We start from the raw sequence: 17,505 nt of genomic DNA, 5'->3' as shown, positions 1-17,505 counted from the left end.
GATGGACTTTTTTTATGCGATTGTAGCCAGCAAAGCAAGGAGATCGGGGTTGTCCATCTGATGAAAGGCACGGCTTAGATTAACACTGTTCAATTTTTTTGCCTTTCATAACGCAAGAAAATATGACAAAATAGGCAAGTAATAAATACTAAGGGAGTCATTATAATGAAACAACGCATCTGGCTGGCGATTTTCGCCTTGATTTTTGTCGCTTCTTGTGTGAAGAGCAACCATAAGGCGCGTGGGCGCGAGCCAATTGTGCTTACCGAGGGGGGCTTTATGGTGGATGGCAAAGAGCTTCGTTTTGGCATGAGCGAAGCTGAGGTCTTTGCTCTTTTGGGCGCGCCAACCGATAGCACACCTGATGATATATCCATAGGTATGCATTGGTATGGCTTTCAGTTTATGTTACGCTTTCGAGATGATGTGCGCTTACAAGATTCTCCGCGCTATTTAACATCGATTTCGCTCTATTCTTCTCGTATGCGTACCATGGAGCTGGGCGGGGTAACCTTTGCCACATCGGAGAGTTACGCGCAAGCGATCGAGCGGTTGTCGGATATTTCTATAGCAGGTGCAACGATTGAGCATACAGAGAAACAGAGCATTTGGCGTAAAGAGGGCGATAGTTTGACTATCAGACGTAGCCGAGAGCATGCGGATAAGATAGAGTCGATTGAATATCGTAATGAAACGTTGCCGTTATTACCACCGATTGCGATAGAACTTTTACCTGATGGTGTGCGTATCGACGAGAAAGAGGTTCGCTTTGGCATGTCTCAGACCGAGGTGATGGCGTTACTAGGCGAGCCGATGCATATCTTTGATGATGCGGGTAAGTCGGCGTCGTATACTTACGCAGCCCCACCGGTTAGCCTTAATTTTGATCGACAGCTCGGCGAGGAGTTTCTCTTAGGATCGTTGCGCTTGCTGGCTCCGCCAAGGCGTGGGGTAACGTTTCTTCTACTGGGCGAGGAATTTTCGCTTAAAGATGATTGGCAAGCGATTCAAGCAAGGCTTAAAGCCATCGACGACCCAGCCTTTGCTCTGGATACAAAGGCGCCATTGTGGTTCACCGCTAGCTGGCACGATGTTACGCTCACCTTGCCTAGCTCTGATGTGATTATGATGCATTATCGCTGGCAAGAGTAAATCGTGCCGATAATGATACCAAAGAATAAGATAGTAAGGAATACCTAGATGAATACAAACCAATTACCCTACTCCAAACGCTTGATGTTTGCCTACTTGGCGATGCTTGCGCTCTTTTTTGTTTTTAACCACCAAAAGCGCACCCAAGAGGCGCGTGAGCGCGCGCCGATTACGATAGAACTGTTGCCTGATGGCTTTAGTATTGATGGCAAAGAGGTTGCCTTTGGCATGACGATGGATGAGGTGCGCGCGATTTTGGGCAAACCGCGTCGTTTCTCCGGCGACAGAACCTTTGTATATCATGGTTATGCGCTTGGTTTTACCGATGATATGGGGGTTGTCTATTTAGATGGCATATTTTTAGATAGGGACAATCCAAACACAACCTTGCTGATCGATGAATACGCCTTTAGGTATCATGGGGATTATACGCTGGTGGGCGATCAGCTTGCGGAGATCGCTCATCGTCATGATGGTAAAGTATTAGAAAGTGGCGCACTTACTATGGGTAACCACTATGTATTGATTAACCCACGTAAAGGATCTTCTAATCAGATTGACACTATCTTTGTTTTTTCATGGCGGATGCAACCACGCGCGGTAACTGTAGAGTTAGAGGCAGATGGCTTTAAGGTGGAGGAGCGCAAGGTTCGCTTTGGCATGACCAAGGAGGCGGTGATCGCGGTTTTGGGTGAGCCATCTCGCAGGGAAGAAGAGGAAGATAATGCTAGCCATAGATTTACCTATAAGAATAAGTTTGTCTTGAATTTTATTGATATTGAGGGGCAATATTTATTAAAAGATGTGTGGTTATATGCTCCTTTTTTTTCAGATTCTCGTGGGCTTTTTGCGGAGCTGAGCATCAACTTTACCGACTCTTTTGATGCAATGGTTGCCCAGCTAAAGAGTGTGGATGTAGCAGAGCTTAGCTATTTTCATGAGTCAGAGAGTGGCAATGTTTTGATTGATTTTTTTGATAATGGGCTTATGCTATTGCGCAATAAAGAGGATCAACTCGATGCGCTATCGTATGGCATTAAGATAGAGCGCTTGTATCAACCGGTGCATGTTCACTTTACCCCCGATGGCTTTCTTTATAATGATAGCGTGGTGAGTTTTGGCATGAACGAGGCGCAGGTGGAGGCGATCTTAGGCGCGCCCGACAAGATAGCCACGAATGATAGTGTGCGTTATGATTATGCAGGCGGTGGCATTAGCCTCTACTTTTTTGATGCCAATCAACAGGTGGGCAGCGAGAATATGCTTAAAAATATCGTTATTTTTAACGGACAGCATACGTGGTCGATAGAGGATAACACCTTCTCCTTTGCCTTAACCACGCAGGAGTTGGTCGAAAGGTTGAATGGATTAAGGCAGATCTCCTTCGATCGCTCCACGAGCAACGGCCGCGAGCTCTTTAGGTTGTACGATCACCACTTGATTGTCTACGAAGACCCAGAGCAATCAGCCGGACGCATCGCATGGGTTGCCTATCGCACCTATCCCTATACCAAAGAGTAACATAGCAAGGAGTACCTAGATGAATACAAACCAATTACCCTACGCCAGACGCTTACTGATTGCCTACTTGGCGATCTTTGCCTTGGTTTTTCTCTTTAACTACCAAAAGCGCACCCAAGAGGCAGTCCTGCGCGAGCCGATTGTCCTTACCAAAACTGGCTTTATGGTGGATGGCAAAGAGGTGCGTTTTGGCATGGACGAAGCCGAGGTCTTTGCACTTTTAGGCGAACCAACGTACCGATCAGATAAAGATATGCCTGTTTTGGTGCGCTACACCTATCGCAATCGATTTTCGTTATATTTTCTCAATGAAGAGCTCCTTTATGAAGGGCGCTTCTCTTTAGCGTATATCTGGCTTGACAACACATCTACTACCACCATGCAACTTGGCGGAGTAACCTTTGCCACCACCGATAGTTACGCGCAAACCATCGAGCGGTTGTCGGATATTTCTATAGCAGGCGCAACGATTGAGCATGGGGAGAACTGGAGTGAATGGCGTAACGCAGGCGATAGTTTGACCATCAGGCGTAGTTCCATTAATGCCGATAAGATTGTGGATATTGAATATCGCAATGAAACGGTCTCGTTGCTACCGCCCCTTGCGATAGAACTCTTGCCTAATGGCTTTACCATCGAGGGCAAGATGCTTACCTTTGGCATGACCAAGGATGAGCTGGTTGCGGTTTTAGGCGAACCCATCAATATCTTTGAGTCAGCGAGCGGCAGCATCGCTTATGATTATCCCAACAAAATTAATATATGGTTGAAACCAAGCACAACCGAGGATGATACGCTGGTGTTAGAGTCGTTAAGTTTAGGGGGAGTCTTAGCAAGGCGCGACGTGCAAGTGCATCTCTTAGGCGAGGCGTTTACCCTTACCGACGATCGCACCACGATTATGGCAATCATGCAAGCCATCGACGACCCTAATTTTGTCTTAAATCATGAGTTCTCTAACACATCCATATTTAACTGGCATGATGCCTCCTTAATGCTCTCCTTTTTTGAACGTGAAGAGAGTGAGGGGCTTTCCCTTCTTTACTTAAGTTACAGCGGGCGTAGCTAGTGGATAAGTAGAGCTATTGGCAAGAAGAGGCATCCCGTTGAGTACGCTTCCCGTCTAGTTGACCTTTAGGAGATTATTGCGTATAGTAGGATCAGCCATGCACCCAAGGAGATGCCCTTGCCCCGTAAACGCCTCACCCAAATTTTTCCTTTTTTGTTACCGATTCGCAAGCGTCAACGCGCGCTTTTTTACAAGATAGGCATGAGGTTCGATCGCCACACCTACGCTAGTACACTTAGTGATGATAAGCTAGAGAAGCGTATTTTTACGCATAAGTCGTTGCTATTACGCAAGCTAGGCGACACCGATATGCAATTACAGATCAACAAGGTAACTAACCTTAAAATTGCTAGTAGTAAAATTTCTCACGTGCTTATTAAGCCCAACGAGGTCTTCTCTTTTTGGCACTTAGTGGGCGATGTCTCACCCAAGCAGGGCTACAAAGATGGCATTTTCCTCTCCGATGGCGCGGTAAAAGTGGCCAGTGGCGGTGGATTGTGTCAATTGGCGAATTTGCTCTTTTGGATCTTTTTACATACGCCCTTAGAGATTGTCGAGCGCTATCGCCACGGCTTTGACCCCTTCCCTGATTACGGACGCGTCATCCCCTTTGGCACGGGTGCCACGTTGGTACACGGTTGGAAGGATATCAAGGTGAAGAATCCGACCAACCTCACCTTTCAGGTCAATCTCTGGTTCGACGAGACCTATATCCATGGCGATATCCGCGCCAACGACTATCCACCGCACAGTTATCATATTGTCGAGAAGAACCATCGCTTTGTCCAAAAGAGCGACGGCATCTATCGCCAAAACCAGATCTATCGGCAAATTATCGACCGACGCACAGGTAATCACCTAGGCGAGGAGCATCTCTTTGACAACGACTCGCTCACTAAGTACGACGTAGCAGAAGAGCTTATCTGTATTACGTAGAAAATGATAATCATCATAAAAAAAATAAAATAGTATTGATATAAAAACATTAATATAATATAATGAAGATATTTATATTCTTTGGAGGATATATTCATGATGAAGAGAGTAATGCCTTGGATGCTGGTGTTGTTTGTAGTGGGGTTGGTGGCCTGTTCGCCAAAAGCTGATGATGTGGATGATAAGGAAGATACACAGTATCTGGCCACTGTAAGCGATTTACCTAGTACAACGAGTACTGCCTCGGTCTTTTTTATGGTTAATGGAAAAAAAGCAGCAAATCTGATTCTTACCCCCTATTCGTTCAAAGTTGGGTCTAATGGTGCCTTTGTTCCCTCTGTAGATACGGTGGATGTGGTTCGGGATATTGTAGCTTCTGGGGTCTATTTTGCACCACCGCGCGCATCTGAGGGACCTGTTTTAGCGTATAATACCAAAGATAAGGATAGCTTGGTATTGAATTATCGTACCGGAGAGATGTGGACAAAACTGGGTATCAATGGGGAGAAATTCAGACCAAAGCAACTAACGCGATCCAATGGTAAAGATTTTATGGATTGGAGTGTCAGTGATCCAGAAATTGAGTCATTAAATCTTTTTTTGAGTAATGCTGGCAAGACACCCTTGGTTGCAGGAGATGAAATTTACGTAGAATTTGTAATAATTTCTGATAACGCTAACGGATCTTATTTGCAGTATTTCACGCTCAAATCTTATACGTTAAAGTAGTTGTCTATTAATTTATTTTAGAGAGCTTTCCCTGTGAAAGCTCTTTTTGTCTTTAGCCACGGGCAATTTTTAAGTCATAAACACGAACAGAAATAAACCCCATTTGGATAGCTTTGTGTAGATCAAAGCTTCGGTATGTTGCCATGCCCGTAATTTGATCTGTTCTTAATGCACCCTCGAAAATGAGATCATCAAAGGCATCATAAACATCAAAATTAAAGCGTAAGAGTTTTCCTTCTATGGATTTATCTAGCTCAAACTCCATGCCTACTGTCCATTCGTGATCGAGTAAGATAAAATTTAACGCCTTGACGATTGCTGTTTCATCGATGAGTTCCACCTCCGATGAGCCGAGGGGCAGAGCAAAGAAGAGAATCAATAACCATTTTTTCATTTATTATCTCCGGTTTTTTTAGATTGGGGTAGAGAAAAAGGATTTACGATAGTGAATCGCCCTGTCATGCGGATTATATCCGTATGGCAGGGCAAGATCAACCCTAGGGTTGATCTTATCATAGATCTATGATAAAAATTTTCTTCTATTTTTACTATTTATTTATAGATGATAAGATGTGGTTTTCGTTTTGCCTCGCCTAGAGGCGTATAGCATCCCTATAGTCATATCCTATGCTTTTAGCATAAGGATAGCACATTTTATTTTAAGGAGAATTCTATGGAATTTGCCAATGAGAAAGAACAGGCGCTCTTTGTGGAGGGTGCAATGCACATGGTTCAAGAGTTGATTTTACGCGGTTTTGCCCCGTTAGATCTGCTCGATCACTTTGATATGGTGGTGGATAAGGAGGTTAAGATTAATACCTACGCGGTTCCGCCACATCAATTTAATATCACCACGCTCAAAGATGCGCTGATGCGACACGCCAAAAAGGAGGATAAAAACTTCGATGAAACCAAGACCTACAAAGTACGACTGGTCTCGGTAGAGTTGAATGGCCTGTTACAGCTCAAGCCAGAGCTTTGGGCTGACTAGAAGTCTTATGCATAAGATCCATTACGGTGGGTCTTATGCCCTTTGCCCGTTGGGCGAAGCATCATATGTTGGTAAAAGAGGTAAAGAAATGGCAGAGAATTTTTATTGTGAGTGTTGTGGAAAGAAGTATTCTAACGTCAGGGATTTAACGAGCAATAGTTGTAGTAAGAGTCCGACCAAGAAGCACGTGCTGTATGAGGGATCGGAGAAGAAGCAGTATACCTGTAAACTCTGTGGAAAAATGTACTCTAATTTGGTCGACTTAACAAGTAATAGCTGTAGCAAAAGTCCTACCAAAAAGCACGTTCCTGCGCGCTAGGTCTTAAAAATGTTTTAACCATGAACCCGTATGAAGTCTCATACGGGTTTTTTATAGTAACTTAGCGTAAAATTTCGCGTGGTTTACTACCGTTGGCGGGGCCAACAATGCCTCGGCTCTCCATCATTTCGATGAGCGTGGCGGCGCGGTTGTAGCCAATCTTAAAGCGACGTTGCAAGTAGCTAGCGCTCGCCTTACCCGAGGTGAGCACCACTTCTACCGCTTGGTCGTAGAGGATATCATCGCTTGCGCCGTCATTGCTCTCAAAGGAGTTGTCGTCATCGTCGTAGAAGATCTCGTCGTCGATGTAGTTGGGCGCACCTTGACTCTTCACAAAGTCGGCAATCTGCTCTACTTCGTTATCGCTTAAAAATGCCCCTTGGATACGCGTGGGGATGGGATTCCAACTGCTGACAAAGAGCATATCGCCCTTGCCTAGGAGCTGTTCGGCACCGTTGGTATCGAGGATAACACGGCTATCCATCTTGCCGGCAACCATAAAGGCGATACGGCTAGGGAAGTTTGCCTTGATAAGACCGGTAATCACGTCGACACTGGGGCGCTGGGTAGCCAAAACGAGGTGGATACCGGCGGCGCGACTCTTGGCGGCGAGGCGGGCGATGAGTCCTTCTAGCTCTTTTGCGCCGGTTGCCATGAGGTCGGCAAATTCGTCAATCACCACGACCAGATAGGGGAGGGGAGGGTTGATCAATTGCATCTCTTGAATTTTGAGGTTATACCCCACAATGTTACGCACACCGAGATTGTCGAGGAGCAGATAGCGACGATCCATCTCTTCGTTGACCCACTGGATAGCTTGCAGGGCGCGCTTAGGGTCGGTGATGACGGGCGTGAGGAGGTGCGGTACGTCGTTGAAGGGTTTTAGCTCGACAACTTTTGGGTCGATGAGCAAGAGGCGCACTTCAGAGGGTTTTCGCGTGAATAAAATCGAGGAGATGAGACCGTTGACGCAGACCGATTTTCCACTGCCCGTAGCACCAGCAATCAGCAAGTGAGGTGTCTTGGCAAGATCCATCACTTGGTTATCGCCTGCGATATCTTTCCCTAAAATAATCGGGATAATCTCCCGCGGATCGTGCATCTTGGTATCATCAATAAGCTCTTGAAAGCTGACAATCGAACGGCGCTTGTTAGGGATCTCTACGCCCACCGCCTGCTTACCGGGGATGGGCGCGACGATACGCACGCTCTTGGCAGCCAGACGAAAGGCAATGTTGTCGGCAAGCCCCTCAATGCGCGAGAGTTTGACACCACTGGCCGGTAGAAGCTCAAACATCGTGATGGCTGGTCCTTTGGAGATATTGGTTACCGTACCCTCAATCTTAAATTCCTTGAGGGTGCTCTCCAAGATGCTGGCGAGCTGTTCGGTCTCTTCGTCGATGTGCCAATAGGGAACTTGCTCGTAGCCTTGGAGGATGTCGGCAGGGGGAAATTGATAGTTGGCGATTTCGGCTGGAGTAGTGGGCGAGTCGACCGCCTCTTCAAGCTCTTGCTCGACAAGCGTCTGTTGAAGAAAAGGCGAATTCTCCCAATCCTCTTTGATGCTAGGCAATGCGCCCACGTGTTGAATCTCTTCTTGGGGATCAAGGTCGATATCGTCAAAGGTGGGATCGTCTAGGGCGATAAAGGGAGTAGGCTGGGTTGCTTCGGGTGGATGCTCAAGGGCAGTGCGTGCTAAAAAGTGCGCGCGCTCTTGGGCAGGCGTGAGGGGGATAGGGGGAGAATCTTGGGTCGTTGATGCGTCGATATGAGTGGAGCTGTATGGCTCGTGAAGAGGTTCTTCGGGCAACACTTCCTCTGACTCCGGAAGGCTAGGCGCGTCTTCTGGTTGGGGTTCCTCAAATGTATCATGGATATTATCGTGATGGGTAGGGAGAAATTCCTCGTCTAGCGAGACAAGCTGGGCATACTCTTGGTGAAGCTCGTTGGATTGAGCGATGGGCATCTGGGTGTTGGCGATAATCTTATCAAGAGTGTGGTTTGCTTCGTCGATAAGTTCGGCAATCTGCGACTCCAAGTGCGCATTCTCCACAATCTCCTCGCTAATCGCATGCAAGGCATCTTGCTCCTCTTGGGTAAAGAACGATTCGCGCAGGTGTGGGGGAAGAAGATCATCCTCAAGATGGTTCCTTCGCTCTTTAAAGTCATTCTCCACATTAACTTCTGGACGCTCAAGCTTTTTGGGGATAAAGGACTCCTCTGGCGCGGGCGATATCTCGGGGGCAGGGTCAGGTTCCACAATACCTAAATGTTGATTAATAATCTGGCTAAGATCCTCCTTGTTAAGGGGATCGTGGGGGGTAGGTTCGGGGATTTTCTCTTCACTCTGGAGGCTCTCCTCTGGTTCATCCTCAAGGGCAGAAGAGAATGGCGCAACCTCTACGTGCGAAGGATTGTGGCTGGTAGCCTCTTCGTGCCAAGCATCCACCATCGGATCTTCAAGGAGCTCTTTAATTTGCGGGTCGGCTTGTAGATAGTGCAAGGTGCTCTTTTCGTCGCTAAGGGTTGTCTCTATTTTGGTATCTTCATCGGAGGGGGTAAAACGAGGCTCACTTTTGAGTTCACCAAGGAGATCTTCGACCTCTTCTTGCCACTCTTTCTCCACCTTTTCGGCACCAAAGAGGGCGATTTTTATTTTGTGCAGACTCTCGCTGAGGTGATGTTTACTCTTCTTTAGGTGCGACTCCACACGCAGTAAAATACGACTAGGATCATGCTGATTGGGGTGAGGATTTGGTGGGATCTCTTCGCCGTCCATAAAGATATTCTGGCTATTGTCGATGGTGTTGATTTGGTTGATGTGAACGTGGATCTTTTCGTCTACGTTGAGGTTCTCCTCGGCAATTTTGCGATCTTTTAAGAAGAGACGCGAGCGATACCAGAAGTAACTAATGAGGGTGAGCTCAAGCAATAGCACGACAAGATAAATCATGATAAAGTGGGGTCGGTGGTTTTTAGAGAGACGCCAAAAGAGATCAAGTTCCCAATCGGTGGTGGCGTTGCCGGTGAGAAAGCGCGTAAAGAGAACTAGGGTGATAAAGGGCAAAAAGGTGAGGTTTATCGCGGTGATATAGGCAGGGTTGTCGTGATTTTGCTTGAGGTAATTGCCGATAATATAGAGGTAGAGCGGAATGTAGAGGGCAAAGAGACCAAAGGCGTCAAAGAAGAAGCGCCCAATAAGAGTGGCAGTGGGCCAAGCAAAGAGCGCCGAAACAAGCATAAACAAGAGCAAAACGGCAAGTATGTAGAACATAGAGCTAATTACGAACGAGGGTGTTTTTTGTGTTGATGTATCCACTTGGACAAAGACCTCCCACCTATAGCCTATTTTCGGCATTGAGTGAGCAATTCTTTACGTTACTGATTGTCATTAAAGAAATAAGTCTAGGCACATCTCTTGACAGAAGCTAGCGTATTGGTTTAAAATGGAGTATCGCGTGTATGAACATCGTTGGCTTATCTTGACTATGCATAATGACATATATCAGAATGTGAAATATAGAAAGATAGGAGAAGATGATGTCTTTACAAAAAATAGTATGGATTCTTTTGCTAATGACGATTGGTTGCCAAAGTCAAAAGCGGGTGCAAGATGATTATTATGATGATACCTCGCATCCGGCGCAGGAGACTTTTGATAGTCGGGTACAGTATCTTATTATGCACTATACCGCTGTCGATGAGGGGCGGTCGTTTGACCTTTTAACGCGCCCCGATTGGCCTGCTAGTGCGCACTACTTGGTTACCGAGTACCCAAAGATGCGAGGCAAAAAGCCTGTTGTCTATGGCTTGGTCGACGAAAAATTGCGCGCTTGGCAGGCGGGTAAAAGCTACTGGGCAGGTAATACCAACCTCAATTCTGGCTCGATAGGCATCGAGATTGTCAACTTTGGCTACATCGACGCCCCTGACCCCAATGATGATAATGCCATCTACGCGCTGATGCTCAAAGAGGAGCGTATTAGCAAAGAGGGCGGTATCTCTCAAGCGGAGTTGATGAAGCAGAAGAGCAGTTGGCTTTATGCCGAGGATCGCTATTGGTTTCCCTTTACCGCCGAGCAGACGACTGCGGTCATCGCCCTAGCAAAAGGCATTGCTCAACGGCACGATATCCCTCCCGAACATATCTTAGGGCATATGGATATCGCTCCCCAGCGCAAGCACGATCCAGGTCCACTCTTTCCTTGGCAAGAGCTCTATGACGCGGGAGTTGGCGCGTGGTATCTACCTGAGGCGGTGGAGTGGTACGTGCAGGATCGCCCCTTAGATCAAGAGGTCGATCCGCAATTATTACTTAAGGCGCTCAAAGTCTATGGCTATGAAATTCCCGAACCACTGGATGAACGTATCCCGAAGAAATTGCTCAAACCGCAAGAGGTTAAGCAGTACGAAGAGAGCAGACGTATGGTGATTCGTGCCTTTCAGATGCACTTTCGCCCTAGCAACTTCTCGGGCATCGCCGACGTGGAGAGCGAAGCGATCGCCCTTGCCTTGGTGGAGCGCTATAAAGGTGCCGATGTCGCGCTCGCCTTACTGCGCAAGTAGGCTTTTATGACGTTATCCCTAGGTAGAGATCCGCTGATTTCTACCTAGGTTGTTTTAATCGGAGTCACTTGCCTTAACTCTTTTCTCTAACCACTTGTCGAAGTTACCTTCTTTAAAATACTTTTTAAACACACCATTTGTGATATCCCAAGTTTCATCGATATGATGCACAGAATTGTTGTGATAGGGAATTTCATCATCGTCTTTATCATTTGGAAATAGCGTATCAATGACTTTTGCCACTTTCTTTTCCAAATTTTTCTGATTTACTACTTTTACCGTGGGTAATCTTTCTTCAACTAGATCTGCATATGCATCTGGGTTAGTGATGAGATTAAATTTTTGATTTACTCCATTAAGACTTCGATAGATATCGTCATGAAGACGCGCTGTTAGCAATCTTTTTACTTCTTTTTTCTTTTCCATCCTTTCATTTTACCATGGGTTTGTTTGAATGTAAAGTAAAAATAGGTAATTTTCTCTCATCATGGCCACAAATAGCTGGGCGGTTGTCTAAAGTGGTGAAAATGGGTAGACTATAGGCATGAGTAAGTTCGATTTAATTATTTATGACTTTGACGGCACACTATACGACACCCGCCCTGGTTTGCACAAGATTTTGCGCCAGATGTTAGCGGAGTTTGGCTTTAACCCCGATGGCTACGACCTTAAAGAGTTTGTGGGGCCACCCATGGAGTGGTCGTTGGCAAATATTGTGGGGGCAGCGCCCGATGTGGTTACCCAGATGATTGTCTATTTTCGCCCACGTTATCAGGAGTCGGCGTTGGAGCACCTCATCTTTTTTGATGGGATTATGCCGATGCTGGAGGAGTTTAAGCAGGCAGGCAAGAAGCAAGCCATCGCCTCGTTGAAGTTTCGCCCTTCGTTGGACAAGATCTTGGAAGTTGCTAGCATCGGGCATCTTTTTGACGCGGTGGCTGGCTACTATCCCGATGCTCCCGAAACCAAGGCACAGCTGATGCGTACGGTTATTGAAGCAACGGGAGCAAAAGCGCCGATCATGGTGGGCGATCGCCACTTTGATTTAACCGGAGCGCAAGAGGTGGGTGTCCCGTTTATCGGGGTGGGCTATGGCTATGCGCGCGATATGGCCGAGCTTGCCGAGGGCGATTACTGGGTGGCTACGGTGGCAGAATTGCATCAATTTTTGGCACAACACACTTAGATTGTGATGCAGGTGCGTCGTTTTGCCAATGGCTTGATGGTTATCACGCCTCCGCTTTATCGTGATGAGCGCGGGTGTTTTATGGAGCTTAGTAAAGCTAGCACCCTTAGGGCGCTTGGTTTACCCGATGCGTTGGTGCAGAGTAATCTTAGTTGGAGTAAATATGGGGTGTTGCGCGGATTGCACGATCAGCTTGAACCTTACGCGCAAGGCAAACTGGTGAGTGTTCTACAAGGGGCGATTTGGGATGTAGTGGTCGATATCCGCCCCCAGAGCGCGACCTATTTGTCGTGGTTTAGCTTTTACTTAACGGCCAAGAGCATGCGTCAATTGTGGATTCCTAAAGGATTTCTCCACGGCTTTTATGCTTTGGGGCAGGATAATTTGGTGCTTTATCATACGAGCGCCGAGTATCATGCAAGCCACGAGCGAAGCGTTGCCCACGATAGCCCGATATGGTCGGTTCCCTGGCCTCGGTATAAAATTTTGTCAGCAAAAGATGCCCAAGCGCCCCACTTTCAGCCTTAATTATAAAAGATAGTGTCGAAAAAATGCTTGCAAGTGTTCCTGCCACGTGCCTAGCGAGGCGATGGCGAGGGTTTGTTTGGCTTTTTGGCTGGCTAATGGGCTGTAGATGGGGCGTGTGGCGGTCTGTGGATGGGCTTGTCGATAGGCATGGCTGGTGATGGCGTGGAGGGTGGGGTTGGTGGATAGGTTGAGGCTACGTTGCGCGAGGTTAAGGGTGGCCTGGGCGAGGTGATATCGGCTTACCTCTCCTTCGCTGGCAAGATGATACGTACCCACGGCTGGGCTAGTGGCAAGGGCAAGAATTGCTGGTACAATAGACGGGATAAAGGTGGGCGTGCCGATTTCATTCTCTACCACGGTGAGGCTGGCTTGGGTGCGCAGTTGTTGGAGAATGGCCAGGACAAATCCACGCTCGGTGCTGTAGAGCCACGATAGACGAATAATCAGATGATTTGGGTAGGGGTGCAAGGTCTCTTCGGCGAGGAGCTTGCTCTTACCGTACCATTGTAGAGGATTGGGGCAGTCGCTCTCGAGGTAGGGCGAGGTTTTGGTGCCGTCAAAGAGATAGTCGGTAGAGAAGAAGACAATTTTAGCGCGGTAGGGTTGCGCGATGTGTGTAAGATTACGCGTGGCGAGAAGGTTGTCGGCAAGGGCTTGGAGCTGGTGTTGCTGGGCGTGGTCGACATGAGTAAAGGCGGCGGTGTGCATAATGAGCGTGGGGCGATATTGTTGGGCAAAGCTCTCAACCGCTCGATAATCGGTGAGGTCGCACTGGCTACGGTTGGTGGCAACAAAGGGCGCACCTTGCCGACGCAGTTGTTGTTGAAGCGCGCGTGCCAGTTGTCCATCTCCCCCCGTAATCCAGATTCTCATAGGCTAGAGTATAGACGAAACGATCGCTTTTGTCTACTTGCACAATTTGGGTGAACCATGTATGCTATAGTAAAAAAATGATTTATAATATAAGGCAAGGATGGTGATAGCGTGCAAGCAGTAGCGTTTAATGGGACGTTTGGTGGGTACCTCAAGCGGATGAGTGGCTTTGTGTTGCTGGGGGTTGGGTTACCGTTGGTGATAGCGATGATGGTTTTTGGGGCATTGAAGACGGCGGGCTTAGAGCCTTCGATTATTTTTAAGGAGAATATTTTAACCGCTTTGGCTACACTAAGGGAGAATCCGACGCTCCTCTTGCTCTTGATATTATGGTCATTCGTGGTTTTACCGTTCTCGTTTTCGTGGTTTTACCACATATTAATACGCTATTTTGTGGGTGCAAGCAGGCTGGATCGGCATCAGTTACGTTTTACTGGGCGCATGGGTGGGTTGATTAGGATCTACTTTATTATTTGGGGGATGAATATCTTGGCAGGATTAGTCGTAGCACCGTTTGCTGCGTTCCCTGTTTCAGCAAAAATTTTCTCTGCCATGACACAAGCGATATTGGGTGCTACGCTCTCCCATTATTGGTTAAAGTGGGGCGTATCGCATGTGGTGGTCGAGAAGAGTTCGGCGGATTTGGTTTATCGAGGAAGATGGGGAGATATTTTTAACATTTATGCGCTCTACGTAATGCCATTCCATATTATTAATAATCTCTTTTTTGCAGAGGCCACACCGATCCTTAGGTTTTTGATGCTTGTGATGGGCGGTATCTTCTTACTGTATTGGGTAATGAAGCAGATGGTTGGTTTTATTACGTATGGTAAGCATCCTTTGCAATGGAGAGCGAGCATTAAGTGGCCTTTTCGTTTGATTGGTTTCACGGTTATCTATGCGGTTGTTATCTTTATCCCAATCGTAATATTTATTCTATTAGTGGGTGAGGCGGTATTAGATATCTTCGTTGTCTTCCCTTTTTCTACGTTGATTCTTGCTTGGTGGATCTATGCGATTGCGCGTTGGACAATAATGGCAATTCATTATGAAGAGATTCCCAATTAAGATGAGGATCTTGCCTTAGAGCAGGGTGGATAATGGGATATTCTCCTTGGTAATCCAGATTCTCATAGGTTAGAGTATAGATGAAACGATCGCTTTTGTCTACTTGCACAATTTGGGTGAACCATGTATGCTATAGTAAAAAAATTACGTATAATATAGAACAAGGATGGTGATAGCGTGCAAGCAGTAGCGTTTAATGGGACGTTTGGTGGATACCTCAAGCGGATGAGTGGTTTTTTACTATTGAATTTTGGGTTAGTGCTAGTGGGAGCGATGATGGTTTTTGGCGCGCTGAAGACGGCGGGCTTAGAGCCTGCGATTCTTTTTGAGGAGGATTTTTGGATCGCCTTGTCTACGGTGGAGGAGAATCCTGAGGCGTTGCAGGCGTATTTCGAAGAGTTATTTGCAGATATGGATGAGTCGACGCTCCTTGCTTTCCTTGGGCTTTTTGGTGCGATTTTTCTCTTTATCTTGCTGATGCTGGTTGCCTCGCCTTTTGTTTTGTCGTGGTACTACCGTACGCTGATGCGCTACTTTGCCGATGTTAGCAGGCTGGGTCGGCATCGGGTGCGTTTTGATGGGCGCATGGGTGGGCTCATCAAACTCTTTTTTATCGCACTTGGGGTGAATATCTTAGCAGGATTAGTTGGAGCACCATTTGAGGAGCTCAAGTCTTTGAAGATTGAGACACTTACCTTGGTGGCAGGAGTCGCCTCTACCGTGATACAAGTCATCACCAGTGCGTTTGTTTTGCATAAGTGGCTAGAGTGGGGCGTGCCTCACTTGGTGGTAGAGGAGAGTCCAGAAGATTTTGTCTATGAGGGCAAATTTCTCCAGATCCTCAAAATTTACAGCCTCTACTTAACGCCATTCTATCTGGTGGGTGTCTTTCAAGAGATGGTGCATGAAGGGATATTTGCCCTTATGTTTATGGTGGTTGTGATTGCTAGCCCCTTCTTAATTCGTCTCTTTACGCGGCAGATACTGGGTTTAATTACCTATGGTGAGCGCCCGTTAGCATTTCGGACGGGGGTCAAGACGCTGTTTAAGTTTATGGGGCTCTCGATTGTCTTTGGGTCGGTGCTGATTATCGTCGTGATTATCCCGATTTTGACAGAGGCAGTGATGTTGACGGTCGTTTTGGTTACGGGGTTTTTTATACTGACTTATGCTTGGTGGACGTATGTCATGATAAGATGGGTGATTCGAGGGATTCATTATGAAGAGTTACCAAATAAGGAAGAGGATTTAGGTTTAGAATAAATTTAATATCTCAATAGAATAGGAGAAGAGAGTTGTTAAAGTTTGAAGGGAATTTTATTGCGTTTTTACAGCGTCAACGTGTTGCGATGACGGCGCGGTGGGTTTCGCTGGTGGGGATGCTGGCGGTGGTGTTGTTTGTCTTGTTGCCTAAGGGATCGCAGTTGGTGATGTGGTTGAGCATGCGCTATAGTGTGTATGTTGCGCGTCGGGGTGGGCTAGATTTAGATACCAACATGGTGAGCAACGCCATGAAGTATATGGGTATCGATGAGGGCGCACTACAACGGCACCTCTGGCTACTGGGGGCGCTCTTTTTTGTACTGTTTCTTGCCTATAGCGTGGCGTGGGCATGGCAGATGATTACCCAAGCGCGTTACTTTGCAAAAGAGAGCACGTTCAAGGGCGAGCGCTTTACACTAGGTGGTTCTTGGCGTTACTTGGCAATCCATTACGTGGCATTGCAAGTTGTGGTGGGATTAGTGATGGGCTTTATGTTCTATGACATTCAGGGCTGGGTATTGGACACTATCACCAGTGGCAATTTCGAGGATGTAAATGCACAGGGTATCTTTTCGGCGCTTCATTTCCGTATGATGCCCTTTCTTTTTCTTTTAGCGATAGTGTATGCGGTGGTGATGCATCGGGTGGTGGGCTACTATGGAAGCAAAACGAGCCATGGTGGGGGCGTGCAACTGCTTGCGTATCGCGGTAAATGGTTTAGCTTTGTCCCGATGATGACACTCTACTACGTGGGAGCTATTGTGATTAGTTGGTTATGGAGTGTGTGGGCATATCAATCATTTGAGTCGGACAAAATTGATTTATCGCCATTGGCAGAGAATAGCTCTGCGACGCTACTGGGTCTTGCTTGGCCGCTCTATCTTGCACTCACGGTGTTGATGGCAGGCGTGGTTACGTGGAGCTTTAGTACGCTAGCAAAACAGGTGAGCTTACCCGAGCGAGCATTTCGCTTTAGGGGTAAATTTTGGCAGATGTGGTATATCTGGTTGGGTCTCTTCGCCTTAATGATGGTGAGCTTGATGGTAAGCAATGCGATCAGTGAGAGTTTCTCCAAAAAGATACTAGAGAGTTTCTCTGGAATGTTAGGCGCGAGCAGTGCAAGTGATGAGAGCGCACCTAGTTGGAATGTGGGCGTGATTTTTGTGGTGGGCGCGGGTATCTTACAGGCATTCTTGTCGCTAGAGATGCTGGTGTACTATCTGCTAGGGCGCTGGTTTATCCGCAATACCGAAGAGATTGAGGCATAGCTAAGCGAATCGTTTTGCTCGCTATCAATTTTTTGT

General features: G+C 47.0%; 17 protein-coding genes. 13 read left to right on the top strand and 4 right to left on the bottom strand.

Annotation, left to right across the window (positions count from 1 at the left end; translation table 11 throughout):
* Positions 1-165 precede the first annotated feature (165 nt).
* The 5 genes from PVA46_RS07560 to PVA46_RS07540 all read left to right on the top strand — a co-directional run bounded on the left by PVA46_RS07560 (position 166) and on the right by PVA46_RS07540 (position 5,407).
* Complete coding sequence (locus PVA46_RS07560) at positions 166-1,152, top strand: hypothetical protein (protein ID WP_167696145.1); 987 nt, start codon at positions 166-168, stop codon at positions 1,150-1,152.
* 48 nt (positions 1,153-1,200) lie between these two features.
* Entirely contained in the window at positions 1,201-2,673 is a 1,473-nt protein-coding gene (locus PVA46_RS07555; RefSeq protein WP_167696143.1) for a DUF7738 domain-containing protein, read from the top strand.
* Positions 2,674-2,692: 19 nt separating this feature from the next.
* Positions 2,693-3,742 carry a DUF7738 domain-containing protein gene (locus PVA46_RS07550; RefSeq protein ID WP_167696141.1) on the top strand — a complete coding sequence of 350 codons (1,050 nt, stop codon included), beginning with the start codon at positions 2,693-2,695 and terminating at the stop codon, positions 3,740-3,742.
* Between the two features lie 111 nt (positions 3,743-3,853).
* Entirely contained in the window at positions 3,854-4,678 is an 825-nt protein-coding gene (locus PVA46_RS07545) for a VanW family protein (RefSeq protein ID WP_274360287.1), read from the top strand.
* Positions 4,679-4,774: 96 nt separating this feature from the next.
* On the top strand, positions 4,775-5,407 hold the full coding sequence (locus tag PVA46_RS07540; RefSeq protein WP_167696138.1) for a hypothetical protein: 633 nt from the start codon (positions 4,775-4,777) through the stop codon (positions 5,405-5,407).
* 52 nt (positions 5,408-5,459) lie between these two features.
* Here PVA46_RS07540 and PVA46_RS07535 read toward each other — a convergent pair whose 3' ends face one another.
* Complete coding sequence (locus PVA46_RS07535) at positions 5,460-5,801, bottom strand: hypothetical protein (protein WP_167696136.1); 342 nt, start codon at positions 5,799-5,801, stop codon at positions 5,460-5,462.
* Between the two features lie 279 nt (positions 5,802-6,080).
* On the opposite strand from PVA46_RS07535, the gene PVA46_RS07530 reads away from it, so the two are divergent.
* Together PVA46_RS07530 and PVA46_RS07525 are read left to right on the top strand one after the other, a co-directional pair.
* Positions 6,081-6,398, top strand: coding sequence for a hypothetical protein (locus tag PVA46_RS07530; RefSeq protein WP_167696134.1), 318 nt, complete (start codon positions 6,081-6,083; stop codon positions 6,396-6,398).
* Positions 6,399-6,486: 88 nt separating this feature from the next.
* Entirely contained in the window at positions 6,487-6,717 is a 231-nt protein-coding gene (locus PVA46_RS07525; protein ID WP_167696132.1) for a hypothetical protein, read from the top strand.
* A gap of 61 nt (positions 6,718-6,778) precedes the next feature.
* On the opposite strand, the gene PVA46_RS08380 is transcribed toward PVA46_RS07525, so the two are convergent.
* Entirely contained in the window at positions 6,779-9,991 is a 3,213-nt protein-coding gene (locus tag PVA46_RS08380; RefSeq protein WP_246226805.1) for a DNA translocase FtsK, read from the bottom strand.
* A 266-nt stretch (positions 9,992-10,257) separates the two neighbouring features.
* On the opposite strand from PVA46_RS08380, the gene PVA46_RS07515 reads away from it, so the two are divergent.
* Positions 10,258-11,283 carry an N-acetylmuramoyl-L-alanine amidase gene (locus tag PVA46_RS07515; RefSeq protein WP_274360286.1) on the top strand — a complete coding sequence of 342 codons (1,026 nt, stop codon included), beginning with the start codon at positions 10,258-10,260 and terminating at the stop codon, positions 11,281-11,283.
* Positions 11,284-11,337: 54 nt separating this feature from the next.
* Here the strand turns inward: PVA46_RS07515 and PVA46_RS07510 are convergent, their stop codons facing one another.
* Entirely contained in the window at positions 11,338-11,709 is a 372-nt protein-coding gene (locus tag PVA46_RS07510) for a hypothetical protein (RefSeq protein WP_167696128.1), read from the bottom strand.
* A gap of 118 nt (positions 11,710-11,827) precedes the next feature.
* Here PVA46_RS07510 and PVA46_RS07505 point away from each other — a divergent pair, with 118 nt between their 5' ends.
* Together PVA46_RS07505 and rfbC are read left to right on the top strand one after the other, a co-directional pair.
* Positions 11,828-12,469, top strand: a complete 642-nt coding sequence (locus tag PVA46_RS07505; protein WP_167696126.1) for an HAD hydrolase-like protein — start codon at positions 11,828-11,830, stop codon at positions 12,467-12,469.
* Between the two features lie 6 nt (positions 12,470-12,475).
* Complete coding sequence (gene rfbC, locus PVA46_RS07500) at positions 12,476-12,997, top strand: dTDP-4-dehydrorhamnose 3,5-epimerase (RefSeq protein WP_246226821.1); 522 nt, start codon at positions 12,476-12,478, stop codon at positions 12,995-12,997.
* Here rfbC and rfbD read toward each other — a convergent pair whose 3' ends face one another.
* Entirely contained in the window at positions 12,998-13,870 is an 873-nt protein-coding gene (gene rfbD, locus PVA46_RS07495) for a dTDP-4-dehydrorhamnose reductase (RefSeq protein WP_167696124.1), read from the bottom strand. It abuts the gene before it with no gap.
* A 111-nt stretch (positions 13,871-13,981) separates the two neighbouring features.
* Here rfbD and PVA46_RS07490 point away from each other — a divergent pair, with 111 nt between their 5' ends.
* The 3 genes from PVA46_RS07490 to PVA46_RS07480 all read left to right on the top strand — a co-directional run bounded on the left by PVA46_RS07490 (position 13,982) and on the right by PVA46_RS07480 (position 17,469).
* Positions 13,982-14,938 carry a hypothetical protein gene (locus tag PVA46_RS07490; RefSeq protein WP_167696123.1) on the top strand — a complete coding sequence of 319 codons (957 nt, stop codon included), beginning with the start codon at positions 13,982-13,984 and terminating at the stop codon, positions 14,936-14,938.
* A 177-nt stretch (positions 14,939-15,115) separates the two neighbouring features.
* A complete protein-coding gene (locus PVA46_RS07485; RefSeq protein WP_167696122.1) occupies positions 15,116-16,201 on the top strand; it encodes a hypothetical protein in 1,086 nt (361 codons plus the stop codon).
* A 32-nt stretch (positions 16,202-16,233) separates the two neighbouring features.
* Positions 16,234-17,469, top strand: a complete 1,236-nt coding sequence (locus tag PVA46_RS07480) for a hypothetical protein (protein ID WP_167696120.1) — start codon at positions 16,234-16,236, stop codon at positions 17,467-17,469.
* The last annotated feature ends 36 nt before the right edge of the window (positions 17,470-17,505 follow it).

The sequence above is a fragment of the Entomospira culicis genome, from assembly GCF_028748145.1.
Taxonomy (GTDB): Bacteria; Spirochaetota; Spirochaetia; order WRBN01; family WRBN01; genus Entomospira; species Entomospira culicis.
This window is presented reverse-complemented; position numbering and strand designations above follow the sequence as displayed.

What these genes read in the sequence shown, in the direction of transcription:
- PVA46_RS07560 (WP_167696145.1), top strand. Translation starts at nt 166, where the DNA reads ATGAAACAACGCATCTGGCTGGCGATTTTCGCCTTGATTTTTGTCGCT.
- PVA46_RS07555 (WP_167696143.1), top strand. Translation starts at nt 1,201, where the DNA reads ATGAATACAAACCAATTACCCTACTCCAAACGCTTGATGTTTGCCTAC.
- PVA46_RS07550 (WP_167696141.1), top strand. Translation starts at nt 2,693, where the DNA reads ATGAATACAAACCAATTACCCTACGCCAGACGCTTACTGATTGCCTAC.
- PVA46_RS07545 (WP_274360287.1), top strand. Translation starts at nt 3,854, where the DNA reads ATGCCCTTGCCCCGTAAACGCCTCACCCAAATTTTTCCTTTTTTGTTA.
- PVA46_RS07540 (WP_167696138.1), top strand. Translation starts at nt 4,775, where the DNA reads ATGATGAAGAGAGTAATGCCTTGGATGCTGGTGTTGTTTGTAGTGGGG.
- PVA46_RS07535 (WP_167696136.1), bottom strand. Translation starts at nt 5,801, where the DNA reads ATGAAAAAATGGTTATTGATTCTCTTCTTTGCTCTGCCCCTCGGCTCA.
- PVA46_RS07530 (WP_167696134.1), top strand. Translation starts at nt 6,081, where the DNA reads ATGGAATTTGCCAATGAGAAAGAACAGGCGCTCTTTGTGGAGGGTGCA.
- PVA46_RS07525 (WP_167696132.1), top strand. Translation starts at nt 6,487, where the DNA reads ATGGCAGAGAATTTTTATTGTGAGTGTTGTGGAAAGAAGTATTCTAAC.
- PVA46_RS08380 (WP_246226805.1), bottom strand. Translation starts at nt 9,991, where the DNA reads ATGTTCTACATACTTGCCGTTTTGCTCTTGTTTATGCTTGTTTCGGCG.
- PVA46_RS07515 (WP_274360286.1), top strand. Translation starts at nt 10,258, where the DNA reads ATGTCTTTACAAAAAATAGTATGGATTCTTTTGCTAATGACGATTGGT.
- PVA46_RS07510 (WP_167696128.1), bottom strand. Translation starts at nt 11,709, where the DNA reads ATGGAAAAGAAAAAAGAAGTAAAAAGATTGCTAACAGCGCGTCTTCAT.
- PVA46_RS07505 (WP_167696126.1), top strand. Translation starts at nt 11,828, where the DNA reads ATGAGTAAGTTCGATTTAATTATTTATGACTTTGACGGCACACTATAC.
- rfbC (WP_246226821.1), top strand. Translation starts at nt 12,476, where the DNA reads ATGCAGGTGCGTCGTTTTGCCAATGGCTTGATGGTTATCACGCCTCCG.
- rfbD (WP_167696124.1), bottom strand. Translation starts at nt 13,870, where the DNA reads ATGAGAATCTGGATTACGGGGGGAGATGGACAACTGGCACGCGCGCTT.